Source organism: Pseudomonas sp. S49, assembly GCF_009866785.1.
Lineage (GTDB): Bacteria > Pseudomonadota > Gammaproteobacteria > Pseudomonadales > Pseudomonadaceae > Aquipseudomonas.
The window spans coordinates 5,096,859-5,114,953 of sequence record NZ_CP019432.1 but is presented as its reverse complement, the minus strand read 5'-3'; the positions used below and the strand labels follow the sequence as shown (position 1 = coordinate 5,114,953).

Genomic DNA, 18,095 nt, shown 5'->3' with positions numbered 1-18,095 from the left:
GGTGAGGGCTATTGACGGAACGGCGCGAAATTCACGTTGGTCCCCGCCGGACGCATGTCCTGCAGATACGAATCCTTGTCCGCACTCAATTCCAGGCTCAATGCCGCTTTACGCTTGCCTTCGTTGCGAATCACCAGCCCTTCAAGCTTTTCACGCAGGAACACCGTTGGCACTTTCAGGTGCAGCAGTTCGTCGGTGGCCGGGGTGTGCATCAGCAAGTGAATCCACTCGTACTGACCGATGGCCAGGCGCGACACCGGCAGGTCGAACCACCAGATGTTGCGGTTACGGTTCAGTTCGGCGAAGTGGCAGTTGTTGGTGCCGAGCACGGCACCGCCCAGTTCCTTGTTGCGTCGGGCGATGGCCTGCGTTTTATCGAGTTTCATAACATTCCTGCGGGATCGGTTCATTGGCGCACGGCGCCCATATGTTGCGCATTCTCGGGGCTTCGCACGCAAACATAAAGCCCAACCTGCACGCCACGACGAAATGAACCCCCGAAAATAAATGAAACTTGGCGCAAACCCGGCCAGTCAATCATTACGTACTGACTTTTCCCCCTAATTGCACCAAGGAGAAACACCATGAGTAGCACAGGCGATAAAGTAAAAGGCATGGCCAACGAAGCGGTCGGCAACGTCAAGCAAGGCGTCGGTAAAGCCACCGACAACACCAAGCTGCAAGCCGAAGGCAAGATTCAAGAGAAGAAAGGCGAAGCCCAGCAAGCTGTCGGCAAAGCCAAGGACGCGGTCAAAAAAGGCGTCGACAAGGCGTAATCCAGCCTTGAACGAAATACATGAACGGCCATCCAAGGATGGCCGTTTTTGTGTCAAAAACCTGCGGCAACCTCACTAGGTTAGCCAAACAGGCTACCGTGATGTAAAAAACGGCCCCTGAGTCGCCACGACTTCAACCTGTATTGCGGCGAAAGGAGACGCGAATGATATTTCCAGACATGAAAGGTCTGCCCCTGCATCGGGTGATGATGCGCACGGTCACTGAATTCGTCGACGACGAAATGTCGACCTACGCCTCGGCACTGGCTTACCAGATGCTGTTCTCGCTGTTCCCGTTCATTCTGTTTCTGATCGCCCTGATCGGTTTCCTGCACCTGCCGGACTTCTTCTCCTGGCTGCGCCTGCAATCAGAACTGGTCCTGCCGCCGCAGGCGCTGGAGCAGGTCAATCCGGTGATTGACCAGTTACAGCAGTCAAAGGGTGGCCTGCTTTCCGTCGGTATCGTGATCGCCTTGTACACCGCCTCCGCCGGTGTGCGCTTGATGATGAGCGCGATGAACGCCGCGTACGACGTGGTTGAAGGCCGGCCGATCTGGAAGCGTTTCCCACTGTCGATTTTCTACACCGTCGGCATCGCCGGCATGCTGCTGGTGGCCGCCGCGCTGATGGTGCTCGGGCCGCAGGTGATGGGCTGGATCGCCGCGCAGGTGGGACTGGAAGACTTCATCGTCACCGTGTGGACCATCGCGCGCTGGCCGGTGATCGTGATTCTGATGATGGTCGCCGTGGCACTGATCTACTACGTCATGCCGGACGTCAAACAGGAATTCCGTTTCATCACACCCGGTTCTGTGTTGGCCGTGGTGGTGTGGATCATCGCTTCGTTGGGGTTCGCCTTCTACGTAAAAACCTTCGCCAACTACAACGCGATGTATGGCAGCATCGGGGCGATCATCGTGCTGTTGCTGTACTTCTACATTTCCGCTGCGGTGCTGTTGCTCGGCGCGGAGATGAATGCGGTGATCGAACACATGTCCAGCGAGGGCAAGGACTCGGGTGAAAAAGTCCCCGGCGAACTCGATGAGCATCCCAAACAACACGTCTCGGGCCTGGGCCGCGATCATTCGCTCAAGCCGGACACTGACGAAGTCTGATCATGATCCGTGAAATTCTGAAAATGGGCGACGAGCGCCTGCTGCGCATCGCCCCGCCAGTGCCGGCCGAGATGTTCGACAGCCCTGAGCTGTGGCAACTGATCGACGATATGTTCCAGACCATGGAAAGCGTCGGCGGCGTTGGCCTGGCCGCGCCGCAGATCGGTGTCGATCTGCAACTGGTGATCTTTGGTTTCGAACACAGCGAACGTTACCCGGACGCTGAAGCCGTGCCGCAGACAATCCTGATCAATCCGCTGATCACGCCGCTGAGTCCGTTGACGGAAGAGGGCTTTGAAGGTTGTCTGTCGGTGCCCGGTTTGCGTGGTGCGGTGGAGCGTTATCAGCAGATTCGTTACGAAGGGTTTGATCCAAAGGGTGAGCCGATTGTGCGCACTGCTTCGGGCTTCCACGCGCGCGTTGTGCAGCACGAGTGCGATCACCTGATCGGCCGCTTGTACCCGTCGCGGATCACCGATTTCAGCAAATTCGGTTTTACCGAAGTGATGTTCCCGGATCTCGATCCCACAGCTGACGATTAATTCAAGACTCAACACATCCCCTGTGGGAGCGAGCCTGCTCGCGAATGCGCAATATCAGTGACAGATTCTGTGACTGACACACCGCTTTCGCGAGCAGGCTCGCTCCCACATTGGTTTTTGCATGTCCTTCAGGATTGAGCGGGAACCCTTTCCATAGCAATCATCGGCTTGCTCCGCGCATACCGGCTCAATCGCTCTGCCATCGCTTGCGGCAGCGCCGGATCGAACGTGAACCCGCGTCGCTCATAAAACTCACGCAAATCAGGATGACAGAACAGCCACACCGGCTCGCTCACATCCTGCACCGCTGCTGCGATCAACTGCGCGGCAAGCCCTTGTTCGCGACAGCCCGGATCAACGAACAACCCGGTCAACCAATGCCCGCCCGCCACCGGCCGCAAGCACAACGCGGCAACAATCTCTCCCCGTCGCGCGACCCACAATTGCGCGTCGCGAACAGCTTTCATCGATGATTGATGGCTGCGGTAAAACTTGTTCATCAACGGCCATAACGACTCGTCGAGCAGGCTGTATCGGGTGTCGGGCATGGGATCGGACTGTCGGTGGGCAAAGCGGCGATTATAAAAGAACGCACGGCTCTGGATAGGTGTATACCTGACCTCACATCCCCTGTGAGTGGAGTACGCATCATGTCCAAAGGTATGGATTCAAAGAAAGCCGCGAAGAAGAAACCGGCCAAGACCGCGATTGAAAAACGCGCGGAGAAGAAAGCCAAGAAAGTCGACATATTCGGCCATTGATCACGTCTTTCCGGAGCCCGGTTCTCGGGCTCCTGCCTAACCCGAAAATAATCTGCAAGATTGCGCCGCGTCGTTGCACAGAAGGGAAAGAATCCCGTTTTGAGCAACGCCATGTCCCATTACTTCGACGCCGCCCATCGCCAGCAGATCGAAACCCTGCGCCAACGCTTCACCGCCCGCACCGAATGGCCGACCTGGCTGTTGCTGATCGGCGTCTATGGCGGTTGGTTTGCCATTGTGCTCAATAGTCAGTGGCTCGGTCGTGGTTTGAGCACGTTGCTGCTGGTTCCGCTACTGGTGCTGTGGCTGTCAGTGCAGCACGAATTGCTCCACGGGCATCCGACCCGCTGGACCTTGCTCAACAAAATCCTCGGCTACGCGCCATTCGCGGTGTGGTATCCGTACACGCTGTATCGCGACAGCCATTTGTTGCATCACCGCGATGAGGATCTGACTGTGCCCGGCGTCGATCCGGAGAGCCGTTACCTGACCCGCGCTGGCTGGCAGGGCAGTTCGCTGTTCGAGCGCAGCCTGCACTGGCTGAACAAAACCGTACTCGGCCGTTTCGCAACGGGCGCCCCCCTGGCGTTGTTGGCGCTCGCTGGCGAAGAACTGCGGCGGCTGAAGAATGGCGAACGCCAGGCGTGGCTGATGTGGCTGACCCACGGCGCGTTTACCCTGCTGATGCTGGGGTTCGTCGCTCGATACAGCGTGCTGCCGGTCTGGCATTACCTGTTGCTGATCAGCGTGCCGGCGCTGTCGATCGCGATGATCCGCTCCTACTATGAACACCGCCCGCATGCGCAACCGGAACAGCGCACGGTGCTCAATGAGGCCGGTTGGCCGTGGCGCTGGTTTTTCCTGAATCTGAATTTTCATCTGGTGCATCACGACTTGCCGAAGCTTGCGTGGTACGACTTGCCGACGGTTTACCGGATGCATCGCGAGCAGTGGATCGCGCGCAGTGGCGGGTTTCTGGTGCGCGGGTATGGCGAGTTCTGGCGGCGCAATGTCTTTAGGCCGATCGACAGTCCCGAGCATCCGTTCCACTGACCCAAGAACACCACAAAACCCTGTGGGAGCGAGCCTGCTCGCGAAGGCGTAGTGTCAGTTGATGAATCTGTTGTCTGACCCAGCGCTTTCGCGAGCAGGCTCGCTCCCACATTGGATATTTGTAACTCGGGGAAAATGTGCATGACCCAACACCACACCGAACTCCTGATGTACGTCGCCCCCGAGCCAATCCGCGCGGCGAATGAGCGCTGGATTGCGCGCATTCTCGAGCAACTTGGCCACACCCGCCTGAGTGCTGAAGGCCTGTCATTGCCCGAACTCTGGTTATCCCCCGATCTGCTGCTCACACAAACCTGCGGCTACCCGCTGATGACCGCTTTGCGCGGACAAGTGCGGATCGTCGGACGTCCTCGCTACGAACTGCCTGACGCCAGCGCCGGCAATCATTGCAGCCTGATCCTCGGCCGCGCTGATGACCCACGCAAAACCCTGACGGATTTTCACAACAGTCGGGGGGTGATCAATAGTGAGGACTCCAACAGCGGCATGAACCTGTTGCGTCAGCGCTTGGCGCCGCTGAATCAGGACGGACAATTTTTCGCCTCGGTCGGCATCAGCGGCGGCCATCGAGAGAGCCTGCGCTGGTTGCGCGAACACCGTGCCGATCTGGCCGCCATCGACAGCGTCACCTACGCCTATCTGGCGCAACATGCGCCGCAAGAAGTCAGTGCCTTGCAGGTGATTGCGCGCAGTGCGTGGAGTCCGACCTTGCCGTTCATTACGGTAGGTAGCGCTACGGATGAGCAGATCGAGCAGCTCCGACAGGTAATGAATGAAACCTTGCGCGAACTCCCTGATGTCGCACAGACCTTGGGATTGCCTGAGGTGGTTGCGGCCAGTGAGCGCGATTATCAAATCCTGCTCGACTATCAGCGTGAGGCTGAAGGACTTGGCTATGGCCGCTTGCGCTAAAGATCGCAGCCTTCGGCAACTGCTACAGGAGATCGGTGCAGGAGCTGCCGAAGGCTGCGATCTTTTGATTTTTTAGTTTTAAATGGAATATAAAGATTCGTTTTAAGTATTTTAAACGAATAAGGCGCCTTGCTACGATCGCGCCACCGGAACACCGGACATTCAGCGACCCCTAACCCAGGAGCCCCTATGTCCGGCGCCGCCATTTCCCATCGTCACACCGTGGACGACCTGTTCCGCGCTCACTATCGCTGGCTCTGTGCCTATCTGCGCCGTCATCTGCATGACGCCGCCAGTATTGAAGATATTGCTTCCGAGACCTTCGTGCAGTTACTTGAAGCACCGACGCTGCGGGCCATTCGCGAACCCCGCGCGTTGCTGACGACCGTCGCCCAACGCCTGCTTTATCAGCGCTGGCGACGCGCAGATCTGGAGCGCGGATATCGCCAGCAGATCGATGTCGATTACGCCGCATCGGCTGAAGAAATCGTCCAGCTATCGCAAACCCTCAACCGCCTCGATCACAGCTTGCAACGCTTGCCCGACAAGGTCCGCACGACGTTTCTGCTCGCCCGCATCGACGGCCTGACCTACCCGCAAATCGCTGCCGAACTGGGCATCTCCCAGCGCTCGGTCAGCGAGTACATGAACCGTTCCCAAGCGCTGTGCGATCGCCACAGCGCCAACCAAACCCTGCAAGACAAGAGGTCCGCATGAGATCGATCAAAACCCTGCTCGGCACTTCGCTGCTGGCGTTGAGCCTGAGTGTCGGCGCTGTTTCGGCGACGGAAAAAACCGCGCCGATCCACTTCGGCGACATCACTTGGGAAAGCGGCAGTTTCATCACCGAAGTGCTGCGCCTGATCGTTGAGAAAGGCTACGGTTACCCGACCGACACCTTGCCCGGCAGCACCGTCAGCCTGGAAGCGGCGCTGGCGAAAAACGATATTCAGGTGATCGGCGAAGAATGGGCCGGGCGCAGTCCGGCCTGGGTCAAAGCGGCCGCCGAAGGTAAGGTGTTCGGTTTGGGCGATACCGTCAAAGGTGCCACCGAAGGCTGGTGGGTGCCGGAGTATGTGATCAAGGGCGACCCTGAACGCGGCATCAAAGCGTTGGCACCCGAGTTGAAATCGGTGGCCGATCTGCCGCGCTACAAAGACGTGTTCCGCGACCCGGAAGATCCGACTCGCGGGCGTTTCCTCAACAGCCCGACCGGTTGGACTTCGGAGATCGTCAACAGTCAGAAGCTCAAGGCGTATGCGCTGAACGACAGCTTCGTGAATTTCCGCACCGGTTCCGGCGCGGCACTGGATGCCGAGGTGGCGTCGTCGATCAAGCGGGGCAAACCGGTGCTGTTCTACTACTGGTCACCGACACCGCTGCTCGGTCGGTTCAAACTGGTAAAACTGGAAGAACCGCCGTTCGATGCCGAAGCCTGGAAGACCCTGGCCGATGCCAACAATCCCAACCCCAAGGGCACCCGTTCGATGCCGGCAAGCCTGGCGATTGGCGTGTCGGCGCCGTTCAAGGCGCAGTATCCGGAGTTGGTGGCGTTCTTCGAGAAAGTCGATTTGCCGATTGATCTGTTGAACCAGACTTTGGCGGGGATGAGTGAAAAACGTTTGCAGCCGAGGTTGGTGGCGGAAGCGTTTTTGCGTGATCAGCCGCAGGTCTGGAAGCCTTGGGTGCCTGTTGAGGTGGCGACCAAGGTGAGCGGAAGTCTGTAAGTCGTTTCTGTTGTTTTTGTAGTGCTTCTTATGGCGCCTTCGCGAGCAGGCTCGCTCCCACATTTTGGAATGCGTTGCTCCTGTGGGAGCGAGCTTGCTCGCGAAAGCGTCTGCCCCGCCAACAATTCTCTTCGCGCTGAACCGTTTCTTGTGCAAAAAGTGCCAGATACTGGCCGACTAGTGGCCTTGCGCAAGGCTTGCCGCTGGCTATGCTTCTCGTAACTAACTATGTCGACCGTCATGTCAAAACATGGCTCAAACACATCGTTGGTCCGTGAACTCATGCTGCCAGAGTGCGCAACCCGAGGCACCGACACTGAACCAACAAGGAGCGTCGCTTACATGGAAGTTCTTCAACGCGTTAGGGCTGGCCCGCGTGCGGGCTATCAAGAGAAGGATGTCTTGATTAGAGCGTCGCTGCATGGACGCTCCGATTGATCATCATTTATCACCTGACAACTTCCTCCCGTGGAGGAATGCGTGTGCCTGTTCTGTGGAACGTAGTGGTGGATCGTGAAAGAACTGAACTTTCATCAAATCAAAAGTCCGCGCGGAAGGTGATACAACCATGTTCAACCTACATCACAAGGCTGACCTGCAGGAAATCGAGCGCTTCAGCTGCGCCCTGACCGAGGCCAACGCCAAGCTGGAAGCGATCAGCCGTTCGATGGCCATGATCGAGTTCAGCCCTGACGGCATCGTTATCGATGCCAATGAAAACTTCTGCAAGACCATGGGCTACAGCGCCGATGAAGTGCGTGGCAAACATCACCGGGTGTTCTGTGAAGAGGTGTTCTACCGCAGTGAGGAATACGCAAAGCTGTGGCGTGACCTGGCCCGTGGTGAACCGATCAGCGGGACTTTTCTGCGTTTGAACAAGGCCGGCAGGGAAGTCTGGCTCGAAGCCAGTTACATGCCGGTGTATGGCCCGGACAAGCAAGTCAGAAGTGTGATCAAAGTGGCGGCGGACATCACCGCGCGGATCAACAAGGAACACGAAGAAGAAAGCATGCTGGCGGCGATTGGTCGCTCCATGGCGGTGATCGAGTTCACTCCGGAAGGCAATGTCATCACCGCCAACGACAACTTCCTCAAGACCATGCAGTACTCGCTCAACGAAATCATCGGCCATCACCACAGCATGTTCTGTCATCGCAGTGAAGCGGAATCCTCGCAGTACAAGGCATTCTGGGCTTCGCTCAACCGCGGCGAATATCACTCACATCGTTTCGAGCGCAAGAACAAGTCCGGGCACATGGTCTATCTGGAAGCCTCGTATAACCCATTGTTCGACGCCAAGGGCCGCCTGTACAAAGTGGTCAAGTTCGCCAGCGACATCACCCATCAGATGACCACTTTGCAGAACGCTGCCGAGTCGGCCCACAGCACCTCGGTACAAAACGATGCCTGCGCGCAAAAAGGCTCACAAGTCGTGCAGCAAACCGTGCAGATCATTCAGGACATCTCCCGCGACCTCAACGAAGCTGCCGTCAGCATCGATGCGGTGAGCAAGCAATCGGACATCATCGGCACCATCGTTCAGACCATTCGCGGGATTGCCGACCAGACCAACCTGCTGGCGCTCAACGCTGCGATTGAAGCGGCGCGGGCCGGGGAGCACGGGCGCGGATTTGCGGTAGTGGCGGATGAGGTGCGTAGCCTCGCGGCGCGGACCAGTCAGGCGACCCTGGAAATTGTCGACGTGGTGCGCAAGAACCATGACCTGTCGCTGAGTGCGGTGTCGAGTATGCAGTCGAGCCTAAGTCGTACCGGGCTTGGCGTGGAGCTGGCGAACGAGGCGGGGGAGGTGATTCTGGAGATTCAGCAGGGATCGCGGCATGTGGTGGACGCGATCAGTCAGTTCAATGAGACCCTGCAACTGAACTGATCTTTCCTGAACACACAAAAAACTGTGGGAGCGAGCCTGCTCGCGAAGGCGGCGCAACATTCAACATCTAAGTTGATTGGTTCACCGCCTTCGCGAGCAAGCTCGCTCCCACATTTGATTTCAGGCGACCTGGAGATCACAGCGCTGCGAGAAACTTGTCCGCCTGCTTGTCGCTGTCCTTCACATCGTTGTCTTTTTCTGCCTGCGCCAACTTCATCTTGTCCTGCAAGCGTTCGGCGATCTCTTTGCCGATGGCCAGTTGTTTCTCCGGCGGCATGGCTTTGATGTCGTCTTCGGTCAGCCCCATGGACTGCAGGATACTGTCGCGCAGACGCTGTTCCGGCGTCTTGCTCATGTAGTCCTTGAACTCGTCGGTGGCAGTTTTTGCCGAGGCGCTGGTGGCGTCGGTCGATTGCAGATTCACGCGGGTCTTGGCGAACGCTTCGTCGACGTTATCGCTGATGCGTGTGGCTTCGCTGACTTGCTGGGTGGCGATCTGCGTGGCCGAGTCCTGCACCTTGGCGGTGGCTTCGGCGGTTTGCGCCTGGGTCTGGTTTTGCAGGGTCTGCAGCATGGCGCCGTGCAGGCCACCTTGCAGACCGGCGGCGGCGGTGGATGTCGCATCGTCATTCAGCGCTTTGGGCAGGTGAATGATTTGCTGTTGTTTGGCACTGATCAACATGATGAGTGGACCTGTAGGTAATTGCTGACTCGCGTACCAGAGCAATTACCGTGCCTTCTGAATAAATTCTTTTATTTCAACAAGTTGATCATTAGTCAGGTGTTCGCAGCGGTCATCCCTTGCCGATAAGCGGCAGAGGATGACCGTTGCCACCCTCAGCGATGAGCGATGTTTTCCAGCGCCAGATTGCGCGTGCGTGGGCCGAACCAGCCGATGGTCATCATCACGATCAGCATGCTGCTGACGATAAACGCCAGTACGCCCGGTGTGCCGAAGTTGTCGAGAAACAGACCGATCAACAGGCTGCTGAATACCGTCGACAAACGACTGAACGAATAGCAGAAACCCACCGCCCGGGCGCGGATGTTGGTCGGGAACAGTTCGCTCTGGTACGAGTGATAACTGAAGCTCAGCCAGGCGTTGCAGAAAGTGATCATCACTCCGCAGAAGATCAGCCCGAACGCACTGGTTTGCAGGGCGAACAACGTGCCGAAGGTCATCGCGCCGAGGGCCGAGCCGACGATCTGCCATTTGTTCTCGAAACGGTTGGCGAACTTGACGAACAGCAACGGCCCGAGCGGGTAGGCGAGGGTGATGATGAACGCATACATCAAACTGTGGGTGACGCTGACGCCCTGGCCGGAGAGTAACGCCGGCAACCAGTTGCCGAAACCGAAAAAACCGATGGCCTGGAAGATGTGGAAGACAATCAGCATCAACGCACGACGACGGTACGGCGGCTGCCAGATATCAGCAAAACGGCCCTTGCCTTCGACGTCGACGGGTACAGTTTCCGGCGTATCCAACGGTTTACCGTGATCCTTCTCGCAGCGCGCTTCGATGCCATCGAGAATCCGGTTGGCTTCATCAAAGCGGCCATGCTGCGCCAGCCAGCGCGGCGATTCCGGCAGGCGTTTGCGCAACCACCAGATAAACAGCGCAAACACCGCGCTGGCCAACACCACCCAACGCCAGCCGGACACGCCGAATGGCGCTTGCGGCACCAGCCACCACGACATCAACGCCACCGCCGGCACCGACAGGAACTGCACGAAAAACGCAAAGGCGAACGCCGAACTGCGCATGCGTTTGGGCACCAGTTCCGAGAGGTAGGCGTCGATGGTCACCAGTTCGATACCCAAGCCGATGCCGACCAGAAAGCGCATGCAGATGATGCCCAGCGCCGAGCTCTGAATGCCCATCAACACCGTTGCCACCGTGTACCAGACCAGCGCGAAGGTGAAGATCGCGCGGCGGCCGAAGCGATCGGCCAACGGGCTGAGCAGGCTGGCGCCGAGGAACAGGCCGAGGAATGTCGCCGAAGCAAACGCTGCCTGATCGGAGAAACCGAACACACCTTGATTGCCAGTGGCAAAGATGCCATCGCGGATCAACCCGGGGCTGATGTAGGCGGTCTGGAACAGATCGTAGAGTTCGAAAAAACCACCGATCGACAGCAGCGCCACCAGCCGCCAGATCGTCGCGACCGCCGGAAGACGATCAATGCGGGCGGACACCTGAGCGGCGCGTATCGGGTCGATGCCGTCGCTTTGCGCGGCGGCGGAGACGTGAGCAGTCATGGGCTGATCCATTTTTTATTGATGGAAAAGCTTAGCCTGCTATCGGAGTTAACGGATTGTGAATATCGGCGGTTTACGCGGATAAACCGCTGATTTCTCGCAATATCTGTTTACGAATTAACGATTTATGCCGCAGCCGCCGAATCTGGCAACGCCGAGGCCGGCAGTCCGAAGATCCGGTCGAACAGCCAGTTGAAGGCAAACGTGTAGCACGGGATGAAAATGATCAGCGCCAGATCCAGGAGGAAGGCTTGTACCAGACTGATGTTCATCCACCACGCGATCAACGGAATCAGGAACACGATCAGCGTCAGTTGAAAGCCGACGGCGTGGGCGATGCGTCGTTTAACTGTGCGATTACGTGAAATCTGGCGGCTTTCCCAGTGCTCGAACAACGAGGTGTAAATGAAGTTCCAGGTCACGGCGATGGTGGTGATGATCACTGCCAGCGGCCCGGTGCTGCCCGGGGAGGTGCCGGACAACAGCGCCAGACCGAGGGCGGAGAAGGTCATGCCGATCACTTCGTAGAGCGATACATAGACCAGTTTGCGTTTGACGCCTTGCATGGGGGTTTGCCTCTTTCTTGCCGTTTGTTGGCCAGTGGGACTGGCGAAGACGGCGAAAGATAGCTTCAATGGGGCTGACAGAAAAAGTCAGCTACTTTCAGTTCTATTGATAGGTGTTCAGGGTGAATTTCAACAGCGACAGCATCGAGCTGTTTCTTGCCGTGATCGAGCGCGGCTCGTTTTCGGCGGCGGCTCGAGCGTTAGGTCGGGTGCCTTCCGCCGTCAGCATGAGTATTGGCAATCTTGAAGCGGAGCTGGGTTATCTGCTGTTCGACCGCAGCCATCGCGAACCGCAACCGACGCCGATGGCGCTGTCGCTGGTCCCCCACGCGCGGCTTATTGCCGAGCAGCTCAAGCAGTTGCAAGTGCATGCGGTGGAACTGTCGTTGGGACTGGAGAGCAAGTTGTCGATCGGCGTGGTCGCGGACATCGACCGGCGGCGTTTGCTGGCGGCGATCAAGGTGATCGCCGAGCGTCATCCGCTGCTCGATATCGAAGTGCTCACCGCGCCGCAAGATGACGTGCTGGCGATGCTGCACAGTGGCCGGGTCAGCGTGTGCCTGGCGTTCGCCGGGCTGAGCATGAATGTGCTGGAGCGTTTTCAGTTCGTCGGCAGCGAACGGATGATCGCCACGCTGGCGGCGGACAGTCCGCTGTTACAGGGGCAGGATGTGTTTCTCGAGGATCTGGTGCATGTGCGGCAGATCATCGTCGCCAGCCGCGACTTGCCGATCAGTGAAACGCGGCCGTTGGTGGCAGAGTCGTATTGGCGCACCGACAGCCTTGAAACGGCAATGGAAATGGTCGAGGCAGGGTTGGGCTGGGGCAATTTTCCGCTGTCGGTGGTGCAGTCGCGGCTGGACAGCGGACGGCTGAAACGGCTGAATTTCCGCAACATCGAAAATGGTTTGGTGATGCCGGTGCACGCGGTGTGGCTCAAGAGCCAGCCATTGCAGAAGGGCGCGCATGCCCTCGTCGAATTGTTGGGCGGTTGATCGTTCCCACGCAGAGCGTGGGAACGATCAGTGAAGCCAGCTCCCACAGGGATTTCAGGGGTTATGTGCTTTCACGAATCTTCAGTTCGAAGCCCATGTCTTCCACCGGGCGCGCCACGCTGTTACCGGCCATCAACGTCAACATCTGCTCCGCCGCCCGCCGGCCAATTGCTTCACGCGGGGTGTTGATGCTGCTCAGGCGCGGCACCATGTGCTCGGACATCGGCAAGTCGTTAAAACCGAGAATCGCCACCTGCTCGGGAATCTTGATGCCGTGGCGCAGTGCTTCCAGCAACGCTCCCTGCGCCAAATCGTCGTTACCAAAGAAGATCGCATCAACATCCGGATGCGCCGCGAGCAATTGCATAAACAGTTCCCCGCCCAAGCCCACCGATGAAGAGCGCGGCGTCAGCACTTCCAGATCCGGGTCATAACGCCCGGCCTTCTGCAGCGCTTTGCGAAAACCTTCACCACGCAACAAGGTGCGCTGATCGAGCTGTGCGCCAATGTAAGCCAGACGCTTGCGTCCACGTGAGAGCAAATGCTCAGCCGCCGTTTCACCGGCACTGAGCTGCGAGAAGCCGACGCAATTCACCCCGGCGGCGCTGTCCAGTTCCATCATGTACACGCAGGGAATGTTGCTCGCCTCGATCATCCGCCGCGAACTTTCCGTGCGGTCAAACCCGGTCAGCAAAAATCCACGCGGCTGATAGGCCATGTAGTTGCGCAGCAGGTTTTCTTCTTCATCGCGCGAGTAGTGGAAGTTGCCGATCAGCACTTCGAAGCCTTTGGGCGTGAGCACCCGATGAATGGCTTCCAGCGTATCGATGAACAGCAAGTTGGATAACGAGGGCACCAGAACCACCACCGAATGGCTCTGCGCCGAGGCCAACGCGCGGGCAGCGGGGTTCACGACATAGTTGAGCTCGAGGGCGGCTTTCTGCACTTTTTCCACCAGTTCGGTGGCGACCGTGCTGACCCCACGCAAGGCGCGAGAAGCGGTAATCGGGCTGACACCGGCCAGGCGGGCAACTTCATTCAGGGTAGGACGGCCGGTGGTGCGGGTATTTTTATCGTTTTTAGGGGTGGTCATCGACGGCTTGCCAAACAAAAATCAAGGCACTAAGGTAGCGCTGTCCTGATGCAGCTGTAAATGCGTAAGCGAGGTCCTGCCTGATCTTCGCTTTTTGGTGTTGGGAACAAACCTGCTGCAACCCAAAAAAACGACAAGAAGGCGTCGGCAACTTCTGCCTGTGCACTAGAGTCATAGCTAGCAAAGGTAGCGCTGTCTGCGCGCTGAGGTGTTATATGAGTCATCCCATCACCGCCCTGGTCATCATGGGCGTTGCCGGTTGCGGCAAGACGTGCGTCAGCGAGGCCTTGTGCCAATTGAGCGGCGCCACTGCCATTGAAGGCGATACTTTCCATCCGGCCGCGAACATCGAAAAGATGAGCGCGGGGATCCCCCTGAACGACGACGACCGTGCCGGCTGGCTCGACAGCCTGTGCGATGAACTGCGTCGCGTTGATGCATCGGGCAAACGTCCGGTGCTGACCTGCTCGGCCCTTAAACACAGTTATCGCGAAGTGTTGCGCAGTGCCTTGCCGGGCCTGGGCTTCGTGTTTCTTGAATTGACCCCTGAAGTTGCCGCTGAGCGTGTGTCCCATCGTCCGGGCCACTTCATGCCGGCCACGCTGATCGAAAGCCAGTTCGCCACCCTCGAATCGCCCAAGGGCGAGCCGTTGACCTTGGCCCTGAATGCTTCGATCCACAGCGTTGAAGAACTGGCGTCCCAGGCTCATGTCTGGTGGCAGGCCCACGGTCTGAAGCAGGCGGTATGAGTGTGTTGAAAGAGATAGCGCTGTCCTCCCGACTTCTGTTTAACCCGCTTTAATAACAACAACAATCCAGGAGACACCCCCAATGTTTGGCATGTCCCATGAGACGTTCCTGCTGCTCGATGCAGTGGTCACGGTAATCGGCCTGATTATCCTGATCACCAAATTCAAGATTCACCCGTTCATTTCCCTGACCATCGCCGCCGCGTTCCTCGGCCTGACGTCGGGCATGCCGATCGGCACCATCATCAAGGCGTTCCAGGACGGCTTCGGTGGCGTGCTCGGTTTCGTCGGCATCATCCTTGCGCTGGGCACCATGCTCGGCAAAATGATGGCCGAATCGGGCGGGGCGGATCAGATCGCCCAGACCCTGATCCGGGCGTTCGGTAAAGACAAAGTCCAGTGGGCGATGATGTTCGCCGCGTTCCTGGTGGGCATTCCGCTGTTCTTCGAAATCGGCTTCGTATTGCTGATTCCGCTGGTGTTCATCGTTGCGCGCCGCACTGGCGTGTCGATCATCAAGATCGGTATCCCGCTGCTCGCCGGCCTGTCCGCGGTGCACGGTCTGGTGCCACCGCACCCGGGTCCGCTGCTGGCCATCGGTGTGTTCGGCGCTGACATCGGCAAGACCATTCTTTATGGTCTGATCGTTGCGCTGCCGACCGCGATCATCGCCGGCCCGATTTTCGGTACGTTCATCGCCAAGCACATTCCGGGTCACCCGAATCAGGAACTGGTCGATCAACTGGCCCGCGAAAATGACGATTCGACCACGCTGCCGAGCTTCAGCATCACCCTGATCACTGTGCTGTTGCCGGTGTTCCTGATGCTGCTGAAAACCTTCGCTGACGTGGCGCTGCCGGACGGTCATTTCTTCCGCACCTGGATGGACATGATCGGTCACCCGATCTCCGCGTTGCTGCTGGCGTTGCTGCTGTCGCTGTACACCTTCGGGCACAAGCAGGGCATCGGTTCGCAACAGATGCTCAAGTGGCTCGACGCGAGCCTGGCGCCAACCGCGGCGATCATCCTGATCATCGGTGCCGGCGGTGGCTTCAAACAAATGCTGGTGACCAGCGGTGTGGGCGACGTGATCGGCCACATGGCGGTCAGCGCACAGATCTCGCCGATCCTGCTGGCGTGGCTGGTGGCGGCGGTGATTCGTATCGCAACCGGTTCGGCGACTGTGGCAACCATTACCGGCGCGGGCATTGTGGTGCCGGTGGTGGGGATGATTCCGGGTGTGAATCGTGAGCTGCTGGTGCTGGCTACCGGTGCCGGTTCGTTGATCCTGTCCCACGTGAACGACGCCGGTTTCTGGCTGGTGAAGCAATACTTCAACATGACCGTGGCCGAGACGTTCAAGACCTGGACAGCGATGGAAACCATCCTCTCCATCGTCGCGTTGGGCTTTATCCTGCTGTTGTCGCTGTTCGTGTAAGCGCTTCTTGCAGACACAAAAAAACCGCAGCGATGCGGTTTTTTTGTGGGTGATCGTTCCCACGCTCTGCGTGGGAATGCAGCCCGGGACGCTCTGCGTCCCAAAGCGGACGCAGAGCGTCCATTGAGGCATTCCCACGCGGAGCGTGGGAACGATCAGTGCGTCAGGCAGTGGTTTTCGGGGCCAGGCCATCCGCCCGGAACATCCCGCGAATCCCGCGTACCGCCTGACGAATCCGGTCCTGGTTTTCGATCAGCGCAAAGCGCACATGGTCATCGCCATACTCGCCAAACCCCACCCCCGGCGAGACGCACACCTTGGCCTCGGCCAGCAGTTTTTTGGCGAATTCCAGCGAACCCAGATGTGCGTACTGCTCAGGAATCTTCGCCCAGACATACATCGACGCCTTCGGATTCTCGACCATCCAGCCCAGTTCATGCAGACCTTTGACCAGCACGTTGCGGCGCTGGCGATACTGCTCGGCAATGTCGCGCACGCACTGCTGATCACCTTCCAGCGCAGCAATCGCCGCGACTTGCAGCGGGGTGAAGGTGCCGTAGTCGTGGTAGCTCTTGATCCGCGCCAAGGCGTTGACCAGTTCCGGGTTACCGACCATGAAGCCGATGCGCCAGCCGGCCATGTTGTAGCTCTTGGACAGGGTGAAAAACTCCACCGCGATGTCCTTGGCACCCGCCACCTGCATGATCGACGGGGCTTTCCAGCCGTCGTAGACGATGTCGGCGTAAGCCAGATCGTGAATCACCAGCACGTCATACTGCTTGGCGAGGGCGATCACCCGTTCGAAGAAATCCAGCTCCACACACTGCGCAGTCGGGTTCGACGGGAAGCCGAGGATCATCATTTTCGGCTTCGGAATCGAACCGCGAATGGCCCGTTCCAGCTCATCGAAGAAGTCCACGCCCGGCACCAGCGGCACCGAACGCACCTGGGCGCCGGCAATCACCGCACCGTAGATGTGAATCGGATAGCTCGGGTTGGGCACCAAAACAGTGTCGCCCTGATCCAGGGTCGCCAGCATCAGATGCGCCAGGCCTTCCTTGGAACCGATGGTGACAATGGCTTCGCTTTCCGGGTCGATGTCGACTTCGTAGCGTTGCTTGTACCAGTTGGAAATCGCCCGGCGCAGGCGCGGAATGCCCTTGGACGTCGAGTAACCGTGGGTGTCTTCGCGTTGGGCAACCTGGACGAGTTTTTCGACAATGTGCGGCGGCGTGGCGCCGTCGGGGTTGCCCATGCTCAAGTCGATGATGTCTTCACCACGACGCCGCGCGGCCATCTTCAGCTCGGCGGTGATGTTGAAAACGTAAGGGGGGAGTCGATCTATGCGCGCAAAGCGGCGCGGCGAACCTTGTTCAGCCATTGTTGCCTCGGATAACGTAAGCGCCCGGAACCGTCCGAGCGACGCTGGTCACTGCGGTGACCTGTGGCGGAAGATAAGGTCAGTGATGGCATACTGTCCAGCCCGTTTGTAAACAATTTTGTCCCAAGGAAATCGGTAGATGGAATTCACCAGCGGCTTCTTGCTGAGCCTTTCGCTGTGCCTGGATATCGGCGTGGCCAACATCGCCATGATCACGCTGGCGATGCAGCGCGGTTACTTTCAGGGCTTTGCGCTGGGCCTCGGCACTTGCGTCGGTGACCTGGTTTACGCGGTGCTGGCGCTGGCCGGCATGACGGTTTTGCTGCAGTACGAAAGCGTGCGTTGGGTGTTGTGGATCGGTGGTTCGGCACTGCTGATCTACTTCGCGGCGAAGATGATTTACTCGGCGATTCATCACGAAGCGCAACTGGCCGCGACCGCTGAGGTGGGGCAGAACTCCCATCGCAAGGAGTTCTTCCGGGGGATTTTTCTCGCCATGTCATCGCCAAGCGCGATTCTCTGGTTTGCAGCGGTCGGCGGCACCTTGATTGCCCGTTCCGGTGGCGGCGGCCCTTTGAGTTCGGCGCTGTTCCTTGGCGGTTTCCTTTGCGCCGGACTGCTGTGGTCGGCGGGTTTGTGCTTCGCGGCGAGCCACGGCGGCAAACTGCTGGGCGACAAGCTGTTGCGCTATTCCTACCTGGCATCTGCAGCAATCTTCTGCTATTTCGCGGTCTACGTGATCGTATCCGGCTATAACGAGTTTGTCGGTTCGGGCGCCGTCGAGCAGTTGCATTCGCTGTAAGCGTGCGAATTGGG

The 18,095-nt window shown here is 58.5% G+C and carries 19 protein-coding genes; 12 read left to right on the top strand and 7 right to left on the bottom strand.

What is annotated here, in order from left to right:
• Positions 1–8 precede the first annotated feature (8 nt).
• Positions 9–386, bottom strand: coding sequence for a hypothetical protein (locus PspS49_RS22560; protein ID WP_007917843.1), 378 nt, complete (start codon positions 384–386; stop codon positions 9–11).
• A gap of 198 nt (positions 387–584) precedes the next feature.
• Between PspS49_RS22560 and PspS49_RS22555 the strand changes: the two genes are divergently transcribed.
• The 3 genes from PspS49_RS22555 to def all read left to right on the top strand — a co-directional run bounded on the left by PspS49_RS22555 (position 585) and on the right by def (position 2,433).
• Positions 585–776, top strand: a complete 192-nt coding sequence (locus PspS49_RS22555) for a CsbD family protein (RefSeq protein WP_008082339.1) — start codon at positions 585–587, stop codon at positions 774–776.
• 164 nt (positions 777–940) lie between these two features.
• Positions 941–1,891, top strand: a complete 951-nt coding sequence (locus tag PspS49_RS22550) for a YihY/virulence factor BrkB family protein (RefSeq protein ID WP_150750338.1) — start codon at positions 941–943, stop codon at positions 1,889–1,891.
• 2 nt (positions 1,892–1,893) lie between these two features.
• A complete protein-coding gene (gene def, locus PspS49_RS22545; protein WP_095121269.1) occupies positions 1,894–2,433 on the top strand; it encodes a peptide deformylase in 540 nt (179 codons plus the stop codon).
• Between the two features lie 128 nt (positions 2,434–2,561).
• Here def and PspS49_RS22540 read toward each other — a convergent pair whose 3' ends face one another.
• Entirely contained in the window at positions 2,562–2,981 is a 420-nt protein-coding gene (locus PspS49_RS22540) for a GNAT family N-acetyltransferase (protein WP_127929482.1), read from the bottom strand.
• A 324-nt stretch (positions 2,982–3,305) separates the two neighbouring features.
• Here PspS49_RS22540 and PspS49_RS22535 point away from each other — a divergent pair, with 324 nt between their 5' ends.
• The 5 genes from PspS49_RS22535 to PspS49_RS30010 all read left to right on the top strand — a co-directional run bounded on the left by PspS49_RS22535 (position 3,306) and on the right by PspS49_RS30010 (position 8,795).
• Positions 3,306–4,247: a fatty acid desaturase gene (locus PspS49_RS22535; protein ID WP_160041536.1), complete on the top strand. Its 942-nt coding sequence runs from the start codon at positions 3,306–3,308 to the stop codon at positions 4,245–4,247.
• Positions 4,248–4,388: 141 nt separating this feature from the next.
• Entirely contained in the window at positions 4,389–5,180 is a 792-nt protein-coding gene (locus PspS49_RS22530; RefSeq protein ID WP_150750335.1) for a PhnD/SsuA/transferrin family substrate-binding protein, read from the top strand.
• Between the two features lie 189 nt (positions 5,181–5,369).
• On the top strand, positions 5,370–5,897 hold the full coding sequence (locus PspS49_RS22525) for a sigma-70 family RNA polymerase sigma factor (protein WP_160041535.1): 528 nt from the start codon (positions 5,370–5,372) through the stop codon (positions 5,895–5,897).
• Positions 5,894–6,907, top strand: a complete 1,014-nt coding sequence (locus PspS49_RS22520; RefSeq protein WP_160041534.1) for an ABC transporter substrate-binding protein — start codon at positions 5,894–5,896, stop codon at positions 6,905–6,907. Before PspS49_RS22525 ends, PspS49_RS22520 begins: the two co-directional genes overlap by 4 nt.
• A 568-nt stretch (positions 6,908–7,475) precedes the next feature.
• Positions 7,476–8,795: a PAS domain-containing methyl-accepting chemotaxis protein gene (locus PspS49_RS30010; RefSeq protein WP_127929477.1), complete on the top strand. Its 1,320-nt coding sequence runs from the start codon at positions 7,476–7,478 to the stop codon at positions 8,793–8,795.
• 136 nt (positions 8,796–8,931) lie between these two features.
• Here the strand turns inward: PspS49_RS30010 and PspS49_RS22510 are convergent, their stop codons facing one another.
• The 3 genes from PspS49_RS22510 to PspS49_RS22500 form a co-directional block, all read right to left on the bottom strand.
• Positions 8,932–9,477, bottom strand: coding sequence for a hypothetical protein (locus PspS49_RS22510; RefSeq protein WP_127929476.1), 546 nt, complete (start codon positions 9,475–9,477; stop codon positions 8,932–8,934).
• Between the two features lie 155 nt (positions 9,478–9,632).
• Positions 9,633–11,057 carry an MFS transporter gene (locus tag PspS49_RS22505; RefSeq protein WP_160041533.1) on the bottom strand — a complete coding sequence of 475 codons (1,425 nt, stop codon included), beginning with the start codon at positions 11,055–11,057 and terminating at the stop codon, positions 9,633–9,635.
• Positions 11,058–11,182: 125 nt separating this feature from the next.
• Complete coding sequence (locus PspS49_RS22500) at positions 11,183–11,623, bottom strand: PACE efflux transporter (RefSeq protein ID WP_150775237.1); 441 nt, start codon at positions 11,621–11,623, stop codon at positions 11,183–11,185.
• A gap of 122 nt (positions 11,624–11,745) precedes the next feature.
• Between PspS49_RS22500 and PspS49_RS22495 the strand changes: the two genes are divergently transcribed.
• Positions 11,746–12,618 carry a LysR family transcriptional regulator gene (locus tag PspS49_RS22495; protein WP_160041532.1) on the top strand — a complete coding sequence of 291 codons (873 nt, stop codon included), beginning with the start codon at positions 11,746–11,748 and terminating at the stop codon, positions 12,616–12,618.
• Positions 12,619–12,679: 61 nt separating this feature from the next.
• On the opposite strand, the gene PspS49_RS22490 is transcribed toward PspS49_RS22495, so the two are convergent.
• The gene (locus tag PspS49_RS22490) at positions 12,680–13,711 is read right to left on the bottom strand and encodes a LacI family DNA-binding transcriptional regulator (RefSeq protein WP_127929472.1); all 1,032 of its coding nucleotides are present in this window, start codon (positions 13,709–13,711) and stop codon (positions 12,680–12,682) included.
• A 215-nt stretch (positions 13,712–13,926) separates the two neighbouring features.
• On the opposite strand from PspS49_RS22490, the gene PspS49_RS22485 reads away from it, so the two are divergent.
• A complete protein-coding gene (locus tag PspS49_RS22485; protein WP_007917804.1) occupies positions 13,927–14,460 on the top strand; it encodes a gluconokinase in 534 nt (177 codons plus the stop codon).
• 82 nt (positions 14,461–14,542) lie between these two features.
• Positions 14,543–15,898, top strand: a complete 1,356-nt coding sequence (locus tag PspS49_RS22480) for a GntP family permease (RefSeq protein ID WP_038362591.1) — start codon at positions 14,543–14,545, stop codon at positions 15,896–15,898.
• 163 nt (positions 15,899–16,061) lie between these two features.
• Here the strand turns inward: PspS49_RS22480 and alaC are convergent, their stop codons facing one another.
• Positions 16,062–17,279 carry an alanine transaminase gene (gene alaC / locus PspS49_RS22475; RefSeq protein WP_160041531.1) on the bottom strand — a complete coding sequence of 406 codons (1,218 nt, stop codon included), beginning with the start codon at positions 17,277–17,279 and terminating at the stop codon, positions 16,062–16,064.
• A gap of 139 nt (positions 17,280–17,418) precedes the next feature.
• Between alaC and PspS49_RS22470 the strand changes: the two genes are divergently transcribed.
• The gene (locus PspS49_RS22470) at positions 17,419–18,081 is read left to right on the top strand and encodes a LysE family transporter (protein ID WP_160041529.1); all 663 of its coding nucleotides are present in this window, start codon (positions 17,419–17,421) and stop codon (positions 18,079–18,081) included.
• Positions 18,082–18,095: the final 14 nt, after the last annotated feature.